At 60.0% G+C, this 17,302-nt stretch carries 21 protein-coding genes; 17 read left to right on the plus strand and 4 right to left on the minus strand.

The window, feature by feature from the left end:
- Positions 1 to 35 precede the first annotated feature (35 nt).
- A complete protein-coding gene (locus F8N36_RS14255; RefSeq protein ID WP_291333521.1) occupies positions 36 to 257 on the minus strand; it encodes a hypothetical protein in 222 nt (73 codons plus the stop codon).
- Here F8N36_RS14255 and F8N36_RS14260 point away from each other — a divergent pair.
- From F8N36_RS14260 to F8N36_RS14335, 16 genes are all read left to right on the plus strand, one after another.
- Positions 256 to 2,310: a hypothetical protein gene (locus F8N36_RS14260; RefSeq protein WP_291333523.1), complete on the plus strand. Its 2,055-nt coding sequence runs from the start codon at positions 256 to 258 to the stop codon at positions 2,308 to 2,310. The two genes, F8N36_RS14255 and F8N36_RS14260, sit on opposite strands and share 2 nt — an antisense overlap.
- A 100-nt stretch (positions 2,311 to 2,410) precedes the next feature.
- On the plus strand, positions 2,411 to 3,493 hold the full coding sequence (locus tag F8N36_RS14265; protein WP_291333525.1) for an exodeoxyribonuclease VII large subunit: 1,083 nt from the start codon (positions 2,411 to 2,413) through the stop codon (positions 3,491 to 3,493).
- 516 nt (positions 3,494 to 4,009) lie between these two features.
- Positions 4,010 to 4,495 (plus strand): hypothetical protein, encoded by a 486-nt coding sequence (locus F8N36_RS14270; RefSeq protein WP_291333528.1) that lies wholly within the window; start codon positions 4,010 to 4,012, stop codon positions 4,493 to 4,495.
- Positions 4,496 to 4,664: 169 nt separating this feature from the next.
- Positions 4,665 to 5,018, plus strand: a complete 354-nt coding sequence (locus F8N36_RS14275; protein WP_291333529.1) for a hypothetical protein — start codon at positions 4,665 to 4,667, stop codon at positions 5,016 to 5,018.
- A gap of 155 nt (positions 5,019 to 5,173) precedes the next feature.
- Positions 5,174 to 6,010, plus strand: a complete 837-nt coding sequence (locus tag F8N36_RS14280; RefSeq protein WP_291333530.1) for a hypothetical protein — start codon at positions 5,174 to 5,176, stop codon at positions 6,008 to 6,010.
- 37 nt (positions 6,011 to 6,047) lie between these two features.
- Complete coding sequence (locus tag F8N36_RS14285) at positions 6,048 to 6,725, plus strand: hypothetical protein (protein WP_291333531.1); 678 nt, start codon at positions 6,048 to 6,050, stop codon at positions 6,723 to 6,725.
- 11 nt (positions 6,726 to 6,736) lie between these two features.
- Complete coding sequence (locus F8N36_RS14290; protein ID WP_291333532.1) at positions 6,737 to 7,363, plus strand: hypothetical protein; 627 nt, start codon at positions 6,737 to 6,739, stop codon at positions 7,361 to 7,363.
- Between the two features lie 138 nt (positions 7,364 to 7,501).
- Entirely contained in the window at positions 7,502 to 8,059 is a 558-nt protein-coding gene (locus tag F8N36_RS14295; RefSeq protein WP_291333533.1) for a hypothetical protein, read from the plus strand.
- 71 nt (positions 8,060 to 8,130) lie between these two features.
- Positions 8,131 to 8,265 (plus strand): hypothetical protein, encoded by a 135-nt coding sequence (locus tag F8N36_RS14300; RefSeq protein WP_291333534.1) that lies wholly within the window; start codon positions 8,131 to 8,133, stop codon positions 8,263 to 8,265.
- A 173-nt stretch (positions 8,266 to 8,438) separates the two neighbouring features.
- Positions 8,439 to 8,588, plus strand: a complete 150-nt coding sequence (locus F8N36_RS14305) for a hypothetical protein (protein ID WP_291333535.1) — start codon at positions 8,439 to 8,441, stop codon at positions 8,586 to 8,588.
- Between the two features lie 117 nt (positions 8,589 to 8,705).
- Positions 8,706 to 9,350 (plus strand): YkgJ family cysteine cluster protein, encoded by a 645-nt coding sequence (locus tag F8N36_RS14310; protein WP_291333536.1) that lies wholly within the window; start codon positions 8,706 to 8,708, stop codon positions 9,348 to 9,350.
- 431 nt (positions 9,351 to 9,781) lie between these two features.
- Entirely contained in the window at positions 9,782 to 10,081 is a 300-nt protein-coding gene (locus F8N36_RS14315) for a hypothetical protein (protein WP_291333537.1), read from the plus strand.
- Entirely contained in the window at positions 10,078 to 11,163 is a 1,086-nt protein-coding gene (locus tag F8N36_RS14320; RefSeq protein ID WP_291333538.1) for a site-specific integrase, read from the plus strand. Before F8N36_RS14315 ends, F8N36_RS14320 begins: the two co-directional genes overlap by 4 nt.
- Positions 11,164 to 11,566: 403 nt before the next feature.
- Positions 11,567 to 12,901, plus strand: a complete 1,335-nt coding sequence (locus F8N36_RS14325) for an IS1634 family transposase (protein ID WP_291333539.1) — start codon at positions 11,567 to 11,569, stop codon at positions 12,899 to 12,901.
- A 58-nt stretch (positions 12,902 to 12,959) separates the two neighbouring features.
- Complete coding sequence (locus F8N36_RS14330; protein ID WP_291333540.1) at positions 12,960 to 13,232, plus strand: hypothetical protein; 273 nt, start codon at positions 12,960 to 12,962, stop codon at positions 13,230 to 13,232.
- Positions 13,233 to 13,772: 540 nt separating this feature from the next.
- Positions 13,773 to 15,266, plus strand: a complete 1,494-nt coding sequence (locus tag F8N36_RS14335; protein ID WP_291333541.1) for a DNA-directed RNA polymerase subunit alpha C-terminal domain-containing protein — start codon at positions 13,773 to 13,775, stop codon at positions 15,264 to 15,266.
- On the opposite strand, the gene F8N36_RS14340 is transcribed toward F8N36_RS14335, so the two are convergent.
- From F8N36_RS14340 to F8N36_RS14350, 3 genes are read right to left on the minus strand one after another with little or no spacing between them, the layout of a single operon-like run.
- On the minus strand, positions 15,263 to 16,129 hold the full coding sequence (locus F8N36_RS14340) for a DUF5131 family protein (protein WP_366247058.1): 867 nt from the start codon (positions 16,127 to 16,129) through the stop codon (positions 15,263 to 15,265). The genes F8N36_RS14335 and F8N36_RS14340 overlap by 4 nt on opposite strands.
- Positions 16,126 to 16,362 (minus strand): hypothetical protein, encoded by a 237-nt coding sequence (locus F8N36_RS14345; RefSeq protein WP_291333543.1) that lies wholly within the window; start codon positions 16,360 to 16,362, stop codon positions 16,126 to 16,128. Before F8N36_RS14345 ends, F8N36_RS14340 begins: the two co-directional genes overlap by 4 nt.
- Before the next feature lie 36 nt (positions 16,363 to 16,398).
- On the minus strand, positions 16,399 to 16,584 hold the full coding sequence (locus F8N36_RS14350; RefSeq protein WP_291333545.1) for a hypothetical protein: 186 nt from the start codon (positions 16,582 to 16,584) through the stop codon (positions 16,399 to 16,401).
- A 180-nt stretch (positions 16,585 to 16,764) separates the two neighbouring features.
- On the opposite strand from F8N36_RS14350, the gene F8N36_RS14355 reads away from it, so the two are divergent.
- On the plus strand, positions 16,765 to 17,244 hold the full coding sequence (locus F8N36_RS14355) for a hypothetical protein (protein WP_291333546.1): 480 nt from the start codon (positions 16,765 to 16,767) through the stop codon (positions 17,242 to 17,244).
- Positions 17,245 to 17,302 lie beyond the last annotated feature (58 nt).

Consider the following 17,302-nt stretch of genomic DNA (forward strand, 5'->3'; position numbering starts at 1 on the left):
AATCTACGCTGGCGATCCACTGGCTCTCTTGCGGCTCAAAAGAATTTCCAGCCCGAATAATTGACAAAATCTTCAGCTGGCGTAGCCTGTATTTCGCGGATTGATCTCGTTCGTACCGCTGGCAGCAAAGGTAAAGGCTGTGCCGAGAGATCGTTTTGAACCAAGTCTGTTGGACGCAACCCTATTCTTTTGGTGGCGCAACCAGCGGCAAGCCAGCACCCGTATTTCTGAGTTGCGCGATCGGAAGGATAGACCATGCGTATTCCCATTTCTGTCTCCGACCTGCAGCAAGGTCGGCTGACCAAGATCTCCCGAATCCTGGCGAAGCGGTGGCCTGCGGGCACACTTTCCCTTATGCAGGCGCAGAACACTCTTGCCGGTTTACTGGGCTATCGGGATCTTCACGACCTCCAGTCCAATGCCGAAGCTGACATCTCTGCGCCAGGCGCGGAGGGATTGACCCGCGCTGACGTCGTTGATGCTGTGGCCTGGCGGCTGTCCCGTCGGCATCACTTGCCTTTGGGGACGGCGCAAGAATTCGCAGTTCAGCTTCACCTGCAATCGCTCGATATCGATGCGCTGACTGCTGAGGCGGCGACAGAGCGTGTTATGGCCAATTGGCGACATGATGGACGACTGCTTGTGCTCGATGAGTTCCACCAGTACGTCAATCCGTATTGGAATCCCAAAACCCCGCAACTCCTTGATGCCAATATCCCAGGGTTCCGATTCGCCGTCCTGGCGGATCGCCGGATGTTTCTTTGGAATAGGCTGGATCACCTGATGCGCCATCTCCCGGCGTCGTTTGTCGATGATCTCAGCCAGGAAGTTGCTTATGGCAGCTTATCGACAGGGAAAGCTGAGGAAGCCTTCTACACGACGGAATTGTTCCCTGCCGCGTGCCTTCCCGTCAGTCAGGCGGTGAAGGAGTCTGAAATCCTCCCGGACGGCTTCGAGATCGTTTGGCTGTTCAACGGCGGCAGCCGGTGCCTTGGCCGGGTGCTGTTCAACAAGACGTTGGGTGGAATCATCCCAGTCATTTTCGATCCGTCCGACGATTCAATCTTCGAGGCAGTTGCGGCGCTGCTTTGTGGCGATACGGTACCACTACCGGCGCACCAGATCAGAGGAGCTGGCCGGCACGTTTTCCGGTTGCACTGGGGGAGGGGCTACGACCTGGCACGCGACGTCGGCACGCTCGGCAGGAAGTCCTCGGATGGGCGGCCATCAAAAAAGCGCGACCTCGCGCGGCTTGACGGAGAAATCCGTTATGGGCTGGTCGACGGTCGGCCCGTATTGAAAGGGGCAACGTTCGTCGAACGCGAACAGGTCTACCTGCGGGTTCAGTCCTGGCTTGGGCCGGATGACATCCCAACGTGCTTGCGCTCGCCGTGGGACGTCAAGCCCGGGTCCGCTTTATTGGAACGGCGGAATTCCAACGAGGTGATCTTGCCGGCCGCGTGCGTCTTCTTTTTGCTCGCTCGAGATAAGATGGCCGCAATGGTGCGCGACGCCTCCGTCGCCCTGACGGCCGATGTCGACCGGTTGTTGGCGAGCATCCGCTCCCTGACGACTCCCAGCGCCTTTTCCGCGTATAGCCAGAAGGTCGTCGACTGGGCGTTGCCATTACGCGTTGAAGACCAGACAGAGGATGACCCGGACCTGGTTGATGAGCGCGACCGCGCTATCGAGGCGCTGAAGTGGCGTGGCCGGGCCTTGCACCAACTGATCCCAGCCTTGGATGTATTCGATGCCGCAGCTCTCGGCATGGTTCTGCTGGATGCGGAGGGTGAATATCCTGGCAGCGATGGGGCCGACTTGGTCTATCCGCCGAAAGCCGACGATATCGTCGGGATCGTCACGTTCCTGGCCGGCATGGTTCTTCACGCAGCCTGCTGCGCATCTGGTGGTCGCGCGCCGGAGGCCTCGCTTCTGCCCGGTTCCGTCATTCTAGGCGTTGACCTGCTGCTGAAAGGCCATGTGGAGCCTGCTGATCTGGCAGCATCTATCCAACAGATCAGTGTTTTCCGCCGGGCTCTGTCCACCCAGGAGGACTTCTTGAAGGGCATTGAGGCCTGGCGGTCCCACGATGATCGTATGATCGCGCTCCGCTCGGAAGGTCGCTTCCTTTATGTTGGTTCGCCGGTTGATCGCGTGCGACCGAAGAGTTTTGCCGAACTGTCGACCGATATGTTGTCGCGGTTTCGAAAATCCGGTTCGGCAGTTGTAACCCAAGATACGGCCATCGTTTCGGCGAAGGGAGCGGCGCCTAAAGAGCACATGATCGCTCGGTCGAGGGACCTGGATTAGTGCTGCTTTTGTGCCTTATTCGGCAGTTCTTCCACGATATCCATCTGATAGCCTTGGCGTTTCAGGTCCGCTCGCCATCCGTTAAGGCTTGGAGCAGCCAATGTCTCGTTCTTCGACTGCCGCAGGGCAGGTGATGCCAACATCCGGTGAGCCGGTTGCCATGAGGATCCTCACCGTGGCCGCGTTGAACGAGACGTTCGCTCAGATCGCCGCGAACGTTGTTCGCCGGACAAAGGAATTGGAGTGGCTAATTCAGTTGGAGGGCGACATCGGCGATCTCGGCGCAAAGAAAGGAAGCTGGCATTACGACGTTCCTCTGTCCGATCCTCGTACCGGTGCAGCCGTTCTCTGCAATGTTCCCGCCGACCTTGTTGCTGGGCATGACGTTCGTGAAGGCCATCACGTCAGGGTGGTCGGCCGCGCTGACGCGAACTGTTTCCGGGATGTCGCGCGATTTCGATTGACCATAATTGATCTTGCGACCGTAAGCGCTCCGGAGGAGCAGGAAGTCGAGAGATCGACATTGGCCGCATTGAAACAGCTTTCCAATGGCCGACGGTCGTTCCCTTCGACGACTCCGATCTCGGTCACGATCATCGGTCCGTCGGGTTCACGCGCCAAGGGCGGGATCGATATGGCACAGGTTCTCAGCCGGGATGAGGCGTCTGTCATGGTCGACCAGGTGGATGTCCGCATGGGTGATCCGGTTGCCATGGCCAACGTCATTCGCGAGACACGCAGCGATGTCCTCGCTCTCGTCCGAGGAGGCGGGGACACCAAGGAATTCAGCGTTTTTGACAATCTGGCCGTTATCGAGGCGCTCTCCCTGTATCCCGGCTATCGGGTCATTGGGCTCGGCCACGAAGGGGATCGCACCTTGGCCGAGTTGTTTGTGGACCATGCTGCGATCACGCCGTCCGACGCCGGGCACCACGTGCTTTCACGGATCCGGGAAAACGAGGAAGCCGCTGCTGCGGCTCGCCGGACTTCTATCGCTCAGAAGACCGCGGACGAAATGCGCGAGCGCGCTGCCATCGCGGAAACGAAGCTCACCGAAACCGAAGGACGTGCGAAGTCCGTCGAGGACCGGTTCAAGGACATGTCGCAAAAAGTACAGTTTGGTTGGTCATGGTTATTGTTGGCCGCTTTGGCAGGGTTGGGGGTCGGGTATTTCGTTCGTTAACAGCGCATTGCGCAGTTGCTGTTGCGACTAAGGAAACTTTGGATCAAGGGGATGATCAGTGGGCCAAGCGAAGAGACGGGGCAGCTATGCCGAGAGGGTCAAGCGAGCCTTGGGAAGTAAAGCCTGTATGCCCGACGATATGCTGTATCTCGAAGGGGAAGGCGCCAACACGCCGGCGGCCGGCGTGGCTGTTGCTCAACGGAACGTGACAGAATGAACGTCGCTGTGTCCCGCGCCAAGGATTGTTTCGTGGTGATTGGCGATATGCGCCTATTCCGGCGTGATCGACGAAGTGTTCCTTCGTCATTATTGGCCAAATATCTGTTCTCGGAGCCGGAAAGCGAGATTGTCGACGTAGGCGGCAACCACACCCTCCCGCAGCATGATCTTGTGAATGGGAACCTTATCTCAACCCCTGATTGACATCGCGCGGCGTCGACCCGCAGAACTGCTCGGCGGGCATCTGTGTGCAGCAGCCGTCATTTTTGTGAAGCGATGATTAAATGAGTTATAGCCATGAAACCACGACATAAAAAGCGCCTTGTATGCGGAGCCCTGCGTCTCCCGACACGCCGGGAGCGCCGCTTGATATTGATGTGTTTCCTCGGTGACGCTTTTTCGACGTTGTTCCATTGTGCGGGGTATATTACGACCGTTCAAAATGATGTGATTATCTATGGTAGCTACGGCGCATTATTCATTGGCCTTGTGTGGATGCATTGCACGGAAATTGTCCAGCGGGAGGGGAAAGCAACCTGGGGCGATGTGTTGGATGAACTGCGCATCCTTGGCAGGATGAGCCTATTATCGTGCAGCATGGTAGGAGCGCTGGTTTTCGTTGTTACGATGTTGCCGGCGGCAGGGTCGCCACAATTTCGGTTATGGCTTGGCGAATTTCTAGAGAATGCCGACGCAAAATTCAAAGAAACGCAAAGCCAACACGAACTCTTGCTGGCGCGCCGGCGGGCCAGGCGACCGACTGAGAATTGGGATGGGCCGTGACTTTCAAGAAAAGAACGTCCCGCCTGTGGGTGAAGGGGGTGACCACAATCGGGCTCGCTTCTCGATCTTGATCGCGCGGTATTTCTTTCCATTACGGGCGATTTGAAAAGGACTGGCCAGAAATTTTGTTTCCCATTGGCTCAACACGTACACATTGGAGAACAACACCATGAAGAAGCTACTCTTGGTCACCGCGCTGGTGGCATGTGCCTTTGGTCCGGCCAACGCCGGAGAACCCGAACAGAAAACGGTGTTCTGGGATGCCTACAGCGCGATTTCGATGGGAAGCCTCAAGGGCTTTGTTACGGCGGCCGATATCGTGGCTCAGCATAAAGCGGAAGCCAACCGACCGGGCGACCAGTGGCGGACAGAGCGGCTCGCGATGAGTGCGGCCTGTGCCTGGCCAGTCCACGATCCGGCGTTCGGCGATCACCAGGACGCCATGAATGGCGGGTTCTTCAAGAATGATGGGCTGTCCGCCGCGGATGTTCTGACCGCTTGTCATAATTTGAACCTCTTCTGATCCCGCCCGAGGCAGCGACCTACGCCTGATAATTGTTCTTGTCAGGCGTAGCGTTTGGGGCCACAGTAGGGGAACAGACACGGAACGAACGCCCCGTATCACCGCCCGACGGGACGCGACTGTCCGACCGATGCAACGACTGGAGGTGCACACCCATGACCGACTCCCACGACGCCGCGCCGGCGAGCCGCCGGCCGCTGCCCGTCGCGGTCCGCCTCCCGTTGGCCGTCGGCCTGCTAGGGGTACTGGCCATCCTGGTCCACTTCCACATCGGCTTCCGCTTGCTGGACGGGCTGCAGGGCACCACCCTGGTTTATGGGTTCTTGGCCTACGGCGCCGTCTTCCTGCTGTGGCCGCGCCGGCTGACGGCGCGGGTCGTCCCGCCGGCCTTGTTCGGCCGTGTGCGAACCGCCGCGCTGACAACGCTGTGCACCGGGCTCTGGCTGTGGGTGCTGGTCTTTAAGGGAAGCACATTCCCCGCCCAGGCAAATCTGTGGTTTGGCTGGGCTGTTGCCATTGTCTTGGTGGTCGCCACGATCATCCAGGGACGCGGGCTGGTGCGCGATCTGCCTCGGGCGCGGCGCGGCGACACCCTCCCAACGGAGGTGACGCCGCCGGGATGGCTGGTCCTCCTCGCCGCCGTCCTGACGCCGGCGGCGGCAAAGGTCGGAAAACTGGTGCGGCCGCTGGCTTTCCCGCTGGCGCTGATCGCCGTCGTGGTCCTCCCGGGGATCCGTTTCCTCGAACCGGGCGCGACGATCGGCACGGATGACCGCTGCTTCCTGATCGAACGCGATGGCGCCTACCTGACCGGCGTCGCCTTCAAGCGTTTCCCGCACCCGCTCTTCCTGCACGCCCTGCCGGCGGAAGACCACACCTCGCCTTTCTATGCCCCGCCGGTCCACGAATGCCCGCCAGCGATCGCCGTGCCGGTGCCGGTCGACGAGCCGCTGCCTCCTACAACGCCAACATCTCAAGTCCCTCGCGCCTGAGCATGGCGCCATTCATTTGCCCGAAAGGAAGCAGGTCATGACCGACACCGCATCTCAGGTCGCAACGATGGCCGGACAAAGCGCTGCCCCCGAGACGGAACGGCCGGCGGGTCGAAGGCTGCGGGTATTCGCCATTGTGCTGGCGCTGATCGGCCTGGGCGTCACGGGGTGGCACATTGCGAGGGTGGTCATGCTCCCCTCGCACGTGTTTGCTTCGGTCTTGGGAAGCGTCTGGACGCCCTCGGTGCAAATCGGGTTCCGCATGGCACCGTCCGGCGATGCCGTCGAGGCGGTTTTCGCACCGATTGATGCCCCCAATCCAGGTTTCGTGGCTGTCCGCTATCCGATGCCCGCCTCCATTGACGGCGCCAAGGCGGTTCGCGATCGGGTATACGCGGCTGCCAAGACCATCAATCTGGTCCTCGCTGACTTCCCGGCCGGCAGCTGCAGCCGGATTGCCGACCCCTGCCGCCCGCTGGCGGCCGGCGACTGGGATCCTGCCGACCTATTTATGGCGGCGGTCGGTGGCCTGCTGCGGATGTACGTCGGCGGGATCGCAATTCCTGGACTGATGCTGGCCTTCGGCGCTTTGGCGGCGTTGTTCGGTATATCGCGTCGTGCCGTCCTAACCGGCGTCGGCGCGATGGCGTTCAGTACGATCGCGGCGCTGGGATCGGAATTTGCCTTCGCGACCTTCTACGGCTGGCCATTGTGAGGCAACGCCCAATGATGAAACTGTTTCTGCGCCGCATCAATTGTGCCCTATTATTTGCCGTGGCCTGCGGGATTTCGCTCCTGCCTGGGATTTTGGCCATTCGAGATTTGGCTGGCTGGCAAGCCGTGGTAATCACGGTCGCCAGCGTCATATCTCTCTTGCTGGCCATCGTGATGCCGAAGCCTATCAGTTGGCTCGGCTCAGTCGGTTATCCTTTCCTAGCCTGGGGAACGGCCACGCTTCTCGCGAATGCCAACGGTGCAACCTGGTTTATGGCCATGACGGTTTCAGTGATTGGAACCGTGTTTGCCCGTCACAGGGCTGTCGCCTTGGCCTGGGCGGTGTCTGGAAAAGAGAGGCCAAAGGATCTGGAATGGGCGAAGGCAATGTCCGAGTTCCGGCGAGAGTGGGGCGACCTCGACCATAAAGTGATCGCAGCTTTATTGACCAAAGCGCTGGCCTCATTCGCGCTGGCCGTGGTGAATGTGATGGCTCTATGGGTGATGCTGGGCGGGGCCCCATTTGTTGCGGAGTCCAACGAGGTAAAACTCGGAGTGTTGTTCTTTGTTCTCGCCGAAGGACTGCTTTGGCTCGGAATCAAGGTCGCAAAAGCCGTCCGGGCGCGCAGAAATGACTGATCGTACCCTGGACACTATTCCGCCAATTTTTCCGTCGGCAACCGAAGAGTCGGCGCAGTTTTGGAACGCCGGGCGAAACGATGGACTCTGCCGGCGACACCCCCTAGTGGTCCCCCTCAAAACTGCCCGGGGCCGATGATGAAGCGCTTTCCCAACCTACCGCTTCGCTTGCTGTCCTGGTTCATGGGTCTTGCCGTGCTCGCCTGCGGTCTACGCCTGTGGCTGGCTTGGGCGGGCGACGTCGCCGCCCCGGGGGCCGGCGGAGCCCTGCCCTGGATGAAGGACCTGGCCACCGCCGCGGCCTGCCTGTCGGCCGGCGGCGGCGGACTGCTCCCGTTCTTCAGCCGGCGCTGGTGGATTTTCACTTCGCTCTGGCAGGTGCCGCTCGGCATGGCGCTTGAATTCGGCCCGAGATTGGCCCTGCCGCTGCTGGCCGACTCGGCCACAGGCGAAAACACGCGGGCGATCCTCCTGTCGCTGTTGCGAGTGATGCCGTTCCCGCCGATGGGCAGCCTCGACGATCTCACTCGGGCGACCACCCTGGTCATCGCCAGCGCGATGGTCGGCACCGTTGGCGGTGTTGTCGCCCGGATGGTCGCCCTGCGCCAGTTCACCTGGGGCAACGCACCGCCCAGCGGTGGTGTTAAGCTCTTCACCCCTGCGTCGCCTCGCCGCACCGACCGGAGCGATCGGTGATGGCGGATTTTCCGAAGATCTTGAAACGCATTGTCCGGTCACCTCTCTTGGACGATGCCAGGTGGAGGCGCATGTCGCACGATGAAGTCGCGGCGGTGCTGCGCGGCCAAATGCGATTTGAGGAGGCCGGTGAACCCTGCGAGCGGCCACGCGACCATCTCGAACTCGAAGAGGATGTCGACCAGCCACCGGATATCGTCCATTGAAGAGCATCGAGAATGAAAGCCGCCGGCGCGGCGGTCAACACGGGACGAAAGGGCCGCTGGGTCTATGAACTGGCTGTTTCAACGATCCGACATTTCGAATTTCGAGGTTATCGCCCTGTTGGTCCTTGCGTTCGGACCTTACGTGCTCCGATGCCTAAGTGTAACGGCTTGCGATGAGATCCTCCGCGCTCGCCAAGAACCTTGCGGCCAGAAAAATATCGCGGGTCGATCTTGCCGAGGTGGTGTTTAGTCCGGTGCCCTATCTCACGGGCCTGCTGCCCCTCGGCCTCATTGCGGAACTCTGCGCGGCCATTTGGTTTTGAAACCAATTTACGGCGGCACTAATTGCCATAGTCGTCCCCGTCGTTGTGGTCGTCGTGCTTCTCATTACATCGCTGCTCCTCCTTACCACCGGAAAACGTTAGGACCCTGTACGCGCAATGAGGAAAAAACATCTTGATATGGTTGACGCCGTGCATGCCGAGTTCGACCAGATGAAAGCCAGTCTGCCGGATGAACTCATTGACGGCGCCGGCTTGGTCCATCCCATCGCCTGCGGCCGCGGCTGCCATGCCTGCTGCCTTATCGAGGTCGCGGTCACCGCCAGCGAGATCCTGCGCATCAAGGCATTCGTCGAGAACCTCCCGCGCAACGCCTCCGAAAAGATCAAGACGCGGGTGCGGCACGCCCGCCGTGCCATCGGCGACAAGACCGGTCTCGACCGCAAGACGAGCGGTGTGATGTGCCCGCTGCTCGCCGACGGCGTGTGTACTATCTACCTGGTGCGGCCGCTGACGTGTCGAGCTTGGGTGTCGGCCGACGCGGAGCGTTGTGACCATGACGCAAACGAACCGCTCGCCGGAACAAAGGTCATGTATTCGACTACCTTGAAGGGCTACAGCGAAGACCTGTTCCGCCAAATCGTCACGAGCGAACGTCGGGAAAATACGGTTGGTGGGTCCTACGAATTGATCCGCGCGCTCCATATTGGGTGGCAGGACGATCAGTTCACCGTCGGGTTCTACGGCGGAAAACCGGTATTGGCGAAGGCGCGGTTCGTTCCCTTCGATTGGGATGCAAACTGATGCCAGAAATCAGGAATTTGGGCTCGTGCCTTGCAAAAAGCCCGTCCACCACGGAGGACCAAATCCATGCACCACCTCCGCTTCATCACGGCGCTTGTTGCCATCTGCCTGAAGTGCTACAGCCCTCCCGTAATGGTCGACCGGCACGATCGTGCGGGCAGAGCTATCCGCGGATGTTGCGAGTGATGCCGTTCCCGCCGATGGGCAGCCTCGAAGATCTCACTCGGACGACCACCCTGGTCATCGCCTGCGCGATGGTCGGCACCGTCGGCGGTGTGCACTGCCCACTGCCAATGGCGGCAATGGAATCTATCCGGTGCGCCTCTTGGTGTGCCGCGCCTGGGTATCAACCGATCGTACGTTCTGGCAGGCCGACGCCACGAGTGCCCTCGCCAGATGGGAACTCGACTCCCTCACAAGGATATCTCTGAATGACCGGCACATCGACTCCAACCTGTAACGATCCGATTCATCGGATGATGGACTTGTCTGTTGCAGTAATGAGAAAGATGAACACCCCCAAGGGGCGTGTAGTCGACGCAATTACCCTGGTTATCACCGGCGCCCTCGACGACGGCCTCTCGCCTGAACAAATTCGCGCCGTGATCAGGGATTGTGCGGGAAAGATCGACCGTGAAGAATTGCGCGACAATCGCGATGGTTTGCTAGAAGACGAGGTGAGACTGGCCGCACTCCTGCGCTACTTTCGCCCAGTGCCGCAGCCAGAATGAATATGAGTAATGCTCTTCCCTCGGCTATCGCTACGCCGGAACCTGATGCAAAACCGGCCGAGGTTAAGCGTTGGTTCGAAGCGTCAGTCGACGTCGCTGTGCCCGCCTACGATGGCACGCTGAACACCGCCCGCAAGGCGGCCGAGGCGTTCGGCCGCAAAGCAAAATCCGCCAATACCCGGCGTGCCTACCGGGCTGGCGTGCGCGCCTTCTGCGCCTGGTGCGAGCGCCAAGGCTGCCAGGCGCTGCCGGCGGCGCCGGAGGATGTCGCCGCCTTCCTGGCCGAAGAGCGCCAGTTGGGGCGAACGGTCGCCACCATTGATCTTCGGCGAGCGGCCATCCGCTACCTGCATTGGCTGGCCGGAGTCGAGCTGCCGACCGGCCAGGTGGTGGTGGCGCTGACGGTGTCCGGTATCCGCCACGACGCCGCCGAGGCGGGCGAGCGGCCGGCCAAGAAACTGGCAGCCACAGTGGCCATCATCCAGGAGATCGTCGACGCGATCCCCAGCGATCTAACCGGGCTCCGCGACCGGGCGCTGATCCTGGTGGGGTTCGTCGGGGCGCTCCGCAGTGCCGAGCTCGCCAAGATCCGCGCCGAGCACCTGACGGCGCGCGAGCGCGGGCTGGAACTCTTCCTGCCGCTGTCCAAGGGCGACCGGCAGGCCAAAGGGGTCACCGTTCCGCTGCCCTTCGGCAAGACCGTTCTTTGCCCGGTGCGGGCATTGCGCGCTTGGCAGGAGGCTGCTGGAATCACCGAAGGGCCGGTATTTCGCCGGATCTGGCGCTCGGAAGCGCCGAAAACCAATCCCGGCGGACCGGCCCATTTCGTGGTCGGCACCGAGGCCATGGACGGCGGCACGGTGCGGCGGATCGTCAAACGTCGCGGCGAAGCCGTCGGCATCGATCCGGAGACCCTTGGCAGCCACAGCCTGAAGCGGGGAGCTATGACGACGGGAATGGAGAACCATGCCCAGCCGGCGCGGCTGAAGCGGCTCGGTCGGCACAAATCCTACGCCGTGATGGACGAGTACCTGGAGTTCGGCGATCTATTCGAGAGCCACCCGCTGAACGGCCTGATTTGAAGCTGCGACCACAGGACCGGTAATCTGGTAGGGAGTCGAGAGACGCCAGTCTCCTGGGCAGACATGGCCAAACGCCACTCGCGAGAATGAACCCGCGATTGACACCTCTTGCTGCATTGTGGCGTAATACCGACATCGGTTTTGGACCCTCGCCGCCCACACCGGCGAAGCCTCAGCGCACCAATTATCGTCTCTGGAAATGTGTTTCCCGGCACTCAAGAACAGCCAGCGCCGGGGTTTTGCGCAGGATCAAGCTCGATACGCTGATTGGCCCGAAAGGGCACCGGTTGCGCGACCTGATCGTGGCGATGATCGTCGCCCGGGTCGTCACAGCCCGGGATCGAAGCTGGCCACCGCCAAGGCGCTCGATCCCCGAACCGGCTCCTTGAGCTTGGCCGAGGTCATGGGGCTCGGTGAGGTCGATGAGGACGAGCTTTACACCGCCCTCGACTGGCTGATCGAGCGTCAACCGGCCATCGAGACGGCCTTGGCCAAGCGCCATCTTCAGGATGGCACGCTGGTGCTGTACGACGTCAGTTCCAGCTATGTGACCGGCCGTTGCTGCGATCTCGCCCGGATCGGGTACAGCCGGAACGGCAAGAGGGGCACCCTGCAGATCGTTTATGGGGTGTTGTGCAACGCCGAGGGGTGCCCGGTGGCCGTCGAAGTGTTCGAAGGCCATACCGCGGATCCCAAGACCTTGGGCGCCCAGATCACCAAGCTTAAGGACCGCTTCGGCCTGACCAGGGTCATCCTGGTCGGCGATCGTGGCATGATCACCGAGGCGCGGATCCGTGAGGAGATCGCTCCGGCCGGGCTGGATTGGATCACCGCCTTGCGGGCTCCCGCGATCAAGGGCCTGGTGGACGGAGGAGCGCTCCAACTCTCGTTGTTCGATGACCGCGACATGGCCGCCATCACGTCGCCCGAGTTCCCCGGCGAGCGCCTGGTCGTTTGCAAGAATCACGCTCTGGCGGCCGAACGCCACCGCAAGCGCGAGGATTTGCTGGCCGCCACGGAGCGCAATCTCCGGCGCATCCAGGCCAAAACCGCCAAGCCAAAGAGCCCGCTACAAGGGGCTGCCGCGATCGGCATCGAGGTCGGCGCCGTGCTTGATCATCACAAGATGGGTAAGCATTTTGACGTCACCATCACCGAGACCAGCCTCACCTTCGTCCGCCGGCAGGCCGACATTGAGGCTGAGGCGGCCCTCGACGGCCTCTATGCCGTGCGTACCAATCTGGCCCCCGAGGTTCTCGACGACAGCGCCACCGTGCGCGCCTACAAAAGTCTGTCCCGGGTGGAACGGGCCTTTCGCTGCCTGAAGACCGTCGATCTGCACGTCCGTCCAATCCATCACTGGCTTGCCGGCCGGGTCAAGGCGCATGTCTTCCTCTGCATGCTCGCCTACCATGTCGAGTGGCACATGCGTCAATTGCTGGCGCCCATGCTCTATCACGACGACGACAAGGACGCTGCCGAGGCCATGCGCAACAGCGTCGTCGCCAAGGCCGAACGGTCACCGTCAGCCCGGGCCAAGGAGACCACCGGCGTTACGCCAGACGCTCTCTCGGTCCACAGCTTCCGCTCCCTACTGGCCGATCTCGCAACCCTGGCCCTCAACCGCGTGGTGACACCCCTCGACGAACAGTACGAATTTACCGTCTTCACCAAACCCACGGACGTCCAGGCAAAGGCCTTTCACCTGCTCGGTATCGAACCGGAACGTACCCAGTAAATCCAGCGCCCAGAAAATAAGGCGTTATCAATCAGTTATTCGGCGCGATAATAGGAAATTGGGGTTAATCGCCGATTTTCTTGCCTCAGGCAAGGCGATCGGCCGCACGACCTTCACGGGGTATGTCCATGGCGGGGAGGATGAGGCCGAGATGTATCTCAGCTGGAATCAGGACGCCTGGCGAGGCACTGATGGCGCAATTGACTGGGTGCGGTCATATCTCACAGAAAAGCTGCGGGGAACGGCGCTCAGCCGCCAGGAAGTGGAATGGGTCGAGCGGGTGCGGGTTCGGCGGGCGCGAAGTGATGAGAGGAAGATCGGCAGCGCCTGAGGACGGGGGTGTACCCGGATGGTGACGGGTGTCCCCCGCGCCCGGTGGTCGTACCCTCGGCCACGCGGCCGATAAGACGGCCTTATCGGACCGGTGGCCACCGGGTGGCGGGGACACCCATGGTGACCACCACCCGAGCCACGGAAAGAGTGATGCGTGGTGGTATCTCGACGGCGGCGTCGCGGGAGTGCCGGCCCAGCTTTCATCTTGGCCTTCGCGACGCCGAACGACTTCAGCCGGGGAAAATCGGCCCGGATGGGACGTACCACCTTCCCAACCGAACCCCGCCCCTGCCCGCACCGGGGCACACCCTCACTTTCGAAAATCCGGCATATTTTTCGAAAGTGACATGGCCTTTTCAGAGAGTTGCTCCGCACCTGCGCGTCGACGACTCTGTTGCTTGTCCAAGCGCCGCAATTGTCCCCGTTTTTGTCTTTTTTTGCCGGTTGATGGATCCACTCAATTGGCATTACTTTTGACATACCGGCTACGTCAGTTCAAAAAGCGCCGGCGGTTAAAAGATAAGAACATGCGGGACATTTGGTTGATCTGATGCATAGGTCAAAATTGCAGCTCTTTCATCTGACGCAGCAAGAACGTCGCTTTTTGAAAACTTATATTGGTGACCAAAACGACTATCCGCGTAACGCGAATAGAGCCCGTGTTATTATCTTAACCGAACGAAATTTCTCGATCAGCGAAATTGCCATCTCAGTTGGCATTGATGAGCGGACTGTCGACAAATATCAGCAGGAATTTCGGCTTTGTCGACTGGCTAGCTTGCCTCTGAATCAAGAACAAAAGGACGAGGCAATCGCGAAGAAAGCGGAAGAGCTTGCTCGTGATGGGGTGGCTTACAACGCCATCCCTGGCCTTTTGGCCATTAAGCGAGACGCCCTCCAAGTCGCGATCAGCCGCGCATATGCAAATAAATCCAAAGAGATCAAGGGAACGTCCCTCACGGGCTTGAGCGGTCGCTCGCTCCTCCGGCTGACTCTCAGCGGAATCCAGACCGCTGAGGCCCTGGCGGCGTTGAGCAAGGCCGATCTCGCCCTAATTCCCGGGCTCGGTGACTATTCGGTCCAGGAGATCGAGAATTTCCTGGCGGCCAAGGGGTTCACCTTTGCGATCCATGAAGCCTCAGTAACGCCAAAGGCCCCAAACTTTCCCGATGACCCAGCCGAACGGGACGCCACGATCTATGCCCGCTATATCGCTCTGAAGACTGAAGATGTGCCCGACAAGATCATCAGTCACCAGATCGGGATTACACTGGACCAACTCACGTCGTCGCTCCAACAACACCGTCGTCGGATGAATACGAATACGGAATTGTCCCATACCACTCTTGACGGATTGTCCGACAAGGTCCGCCGTTCTCTGGCGGCGGAAAACATCTCTTCCTTCGAAGATTTAACCCGGATCAGCGAGAAGGATCTGAAGAATGTCCCCAATTTGGGGGCCAAGGCGATCGCGGAGATCAAACAGGCGTTGACCGGGTGTGGTCTTTGTCTGGCCGAGCAGGCTGAAGATAGCCTGGCACCATTGAGCCATCGACTGCGCGCCACGTTGAGCGCTCACAACATAAAGACCCTTGCCGATTTAGCCTCTGTGCAGAGGAGCCAGCTCCAGAAAGAGTTCTGGCTTGGCGATAAGGCCGTCGAGGAACTCTCTGATTTCATGACCGCCAGGAATTTGCGATTCGCGGATGAATTGGTGCCTTTTAATCCGGAGCGCGATCCGATCCATTCTTTCCTGGCATCATTACTCTCTCCGGATTTCCGATGGCCAGATCCGACAGAATTGCCTCGTCGGGCGCTGCGGACCACGGCCGATGACAGGCACACCCTGCTTCAAATCTACCGCGATACACAGCAGGACGCCCAGCGCCGAAAAAAGGCCACCATCATCCTGGCTTCCGCCATTGGCTATCACAATGTCCAGATTGCCGAAGGTGTTCCCGCTCTCAGCAATTTCGTTGCAAAGGTTCGCCGGCGCTTCATGGTCAGTGGTATCGAAAGTCTGTCAGCTTAGGCGACCGTCGCTGCGGGCTGTTTAGCCGCTTCTCGCAAGATTTCTCGATGGCGCGGCCACGGCGTTCTGTCAAACTTGGCGCCGTCGATTTCTCGTCCTGCGAGCTTTTTGCTCATGTGTTGGCCTTCGCGCCATACGCCCCATTGCTTGAAAAAAAGGCGGCTGGCGTGCTCTTCGATCATCTCCTGCACCCATGCCGGGTCCAATGCCCAATCCGGATCGTTGGTGTTCGACGCGCCGCCCAGGATGATCGCTGCGGCGCCGGCAAACGAAATTCCGGACAGCGAGCTGGCGAGCGGCTCCGCCGACACCCATGCCCGACCGGTGTCGCCCCACCAGCTCGCAAGTTCATCCCATCGTCTCGTGTGCAGTCGATGGTCGACAGTTACCCCTGGCCAAATATTCGACGGAAGAGTGGCTCGCCAACTTGCTGGCGCGAGCTTCGAAATCAGATGCGGACGGTGCGTAAGAAGCAGCCACGTGAGGTTCGGGGTCGACTCCACCACCTCGATGAAATCGAGCCGAAGCGTTTGATCAACCTCCGCATCGAGCCAATCCCCGAGCGACATCGAAAACACAGCGAAGGGCAGCCCCGTTTTTTGCGCGAGGCGATTTAATCGCTCCATCCTGCCTCTGAACCCAGAAACAGGACGACGAGGTTGTTTGGCACCCCACCCAACCTTCAGACGACGTGCCGCGAAAGCCTTCGCATAGCAAATGGAGCAGCCTGACTTTGCTTCGGTAGCTGCCGGAATTTCAGAGCATCCGACCCAATGGTTGGCACTATAGTCCGACCATTCAATGCCTGTCATGCAGGCCGCTATCGATCGTGGGATGTTGTAGACTGGCTGGCCGGCGCTCATCGTGTTGCTACCGCTTCCCGGCCGGCACGCGTCAGCACGATCAATTCTTTTGTGGGTCTGTCGATCCAACCCAGTTGGGCGGCCATCGCTTCAGCTGCCGCTGATGGCGATCCAGGCGGTGCCACCGGCTGCCGGCCACCATCTTTCTTGGCCAGTTGATCGATAAAGTAGAGCGCGTCGGCTTTGGTCGCCGGTTTCGCGCTGTTGATTTTGCCACTTGGCTGTCGCTTCATTTTCGTTCCTTCATCAGCGATCAGCAGGCGGAAGCTCTACTCCGACGGATCTCCCTCGGTAGGCAAGGACATTCCTTCGGCTTTCAATCCGGCCTTCAGCAGCCGGCGAACAGCCTCGTTCTCGGTGCCGACCCGGTTCTGGAATCGCCAGTCGTTGATCACCTTGCGCAAGCTTGAGCCCAGGCTCAACTGCATCCGCTCATTTGTCAGTTTTTCCGCCATGCCTCCTCATAACGCATCGCAGAGACATGCTCAACGCTTGTAACTTACATATGTTGTGTGGCTTACACAAGTTCTGTAATGGAATTTGCGTCGAAATGCGCGAGATATTGCGCCTTAAAGTGTTGATGCTGGCCAGCTACGCTGCCTTGCAGGAAATCCGAAGAAGAGAGGTTTGCAATCATGAAGGCTCTATCTATCTGGCAGCCCCACGCGTCTTTGCTGGTGGTTCCCAACCCTGTTTCCGGGATTCCTTTTAAGCGCCATGAAACGCGTGGACGTCGGATGCCTGGACAATCTCACGGTTGGTATGAGCCGGTCTCACAAATCGGCCAACGCATAGCAATCCACGCCGCTAAAAGTTTGTCTGAACTGCGCTGGATTCGGGATGGCGGTGACGAGGATTTTTACCGCGCAATCCGGGCAATTGGCTATCCTGACCCAATGCAAATGCCGGTGGGCGCCATCGTCGGTACAGCCATTTTGAAACGGTGCCACCTCACCGAGAATTTGGTCGATCCAGGTCCCTTCGGCGACTTCTCACCGCGGCGCTGGGCATGGGAAATGGCAGACACCCAGCCATTGGCTACGCCGATCCCGTGTGTCGGACGGCAAGGCTTCTTCGACATCCCCGACAGTCTTCTCCTGGCAGCAGCCGCATAGAAGCGAGCAAGCCCCTCCTCCTCAAATCAGAAGGCTCAGGGGATAACAGCCATGGTAA

This window comes from Desulfovibrio sp., assembly GCF_009712225.1.
In the GTDB taxonomy this organism is placed as follows: Bacteria; Desulfobacterota; Desulfovibrionia; order Desulfovibrionales; family Desulfovibrionaceae; genus Desulfovibrio.

Coding starts and splice junctions, on each gene's coding strand:
- F8N36_RS14260 (WP_291333523.1), top strand. CDS start 256: ATGCGTATTCCCATTTCTGTCTCCGACCTGCAGCAAGGTCGGCTGACC.
- F8N36_RS14255 (WP_291333521.1), bottom strand. CDS start 257: ATGGTCTATCCTTCCGATCGCGCAACTCAGAAATACGGGTGCTGGCTT.
- F8N36_RS14265 (WP_291333525.1), top strand. CDS start 2,411: ATGTCTCGTTCTTCGACTGCCGCAGGGCAGGTGATGCCAACATCCGGT.
- F8N36_RS14270 (WP_291333528.1), top strand. CDS start 4,010: ATGAAACCACGACATAAAAAGCGCCTTGTATGCGGAGCCCTGCGTCTC.
- F8N36_RS14275 (WP_291333529.1), top strand. CDS start 4,665: ATGAAGAAGCTACTCTTGGTCACCGCGCTGGTGGCATGTGCCTTTGGT.
- F8N36_RS14280 (WP_291333530.1), top strand. CDS start 5,174: ATGACCGACTCCCACGACGCCGCGCCGGCGAGCCGCCGGCCGCTGCCC.
- F8N36_RS14285 (WP_291333531.1), top strand. CDS start 6,048: ATGACCGACACCGCATCTCAGGTCGCAACGATGGCCGGACAAAGCGCT.
- F8N36_RS14290 (WP_291333532.1), top strand. CDS start 6,737: ATGATGAAACTGTTTCTGCGCCGCATCAATTGTGCCCTATTATTTGCC.
- F8N36_RS14295 (WP_291333533.1), top strand. CDS start 7,502: ATGAAGCGCTTTCCCAACCTACCGCTTCGCTTGCTGTCCTGGTTCATG.
- F8N36_RS14300 (WP_291333534.1), top strand. CDS start 8,131: ATGTCGCACGATGAAGTCGCGGCGGTGCTGCGCGGCCAAATGCGATTT.
- F8N36_RS14305 (WP_291333535.1), top strand. CDS start 8,439: ATGAGATCCTCCGCGCTCGCCAAGAACCTTGCGGCCAGAAAAATATCG.
- F8N36_RS14310 (WP_291333536.1), top strand. CDS start 8,706: ATGAGGAAAAAACATCTTGATATGGTTGACGCCGTGCATGCCGAGTTC.
- F8N36_RS14315 (WP_291333537.1), top strand. CDS start 9,782: ATGACCGGCACATCGACTCCAACCTGTAACGATCCGATTCATCGGATG.
- F8N36_RS14320 (WP_291333538.1), top strand. CDS start 10,078: ATGAATATGAGTAATGCTCTTCCCTCGGCTATCGCTACGCCGGAACCT.
- F8N36_RS14325 (WP_291333539.1), top strand. CDS start 11,567: ATGGGGCTCGGTGAGGTCGATGAGGACGAGCTTTACACCGCCCTCGAC.
- F8N36_RS14340 (WP_366247058.1), bottom strand. CDS start 16,129: ATGAGCGCCGGCCAGCCAGTCTACAACATCCCACGATCGATAGCGGCC.
- F8N36_RS14345 (WP_291333543.1), bottom strand. CDS start 16,362: ATGAAGCGACAGCCAAGTGGCAAAATCAACAGCGCGAAACCGGCGACC.
- F8N36_RS14350 (WP_291333545.1), bottom strand. CDS start 16,584: ATGGCGGAAAAACTGACAAATGAGCGGATGCAGTTGAGCCTGGGCTCA.
- F8N36_RS14355 (WP_291333546.1), top strand. CDS start 16,765: ATGAAGGCTCTATCTATCTGGCAGCCCCACGCGTCTTTGCTGGTGGTT.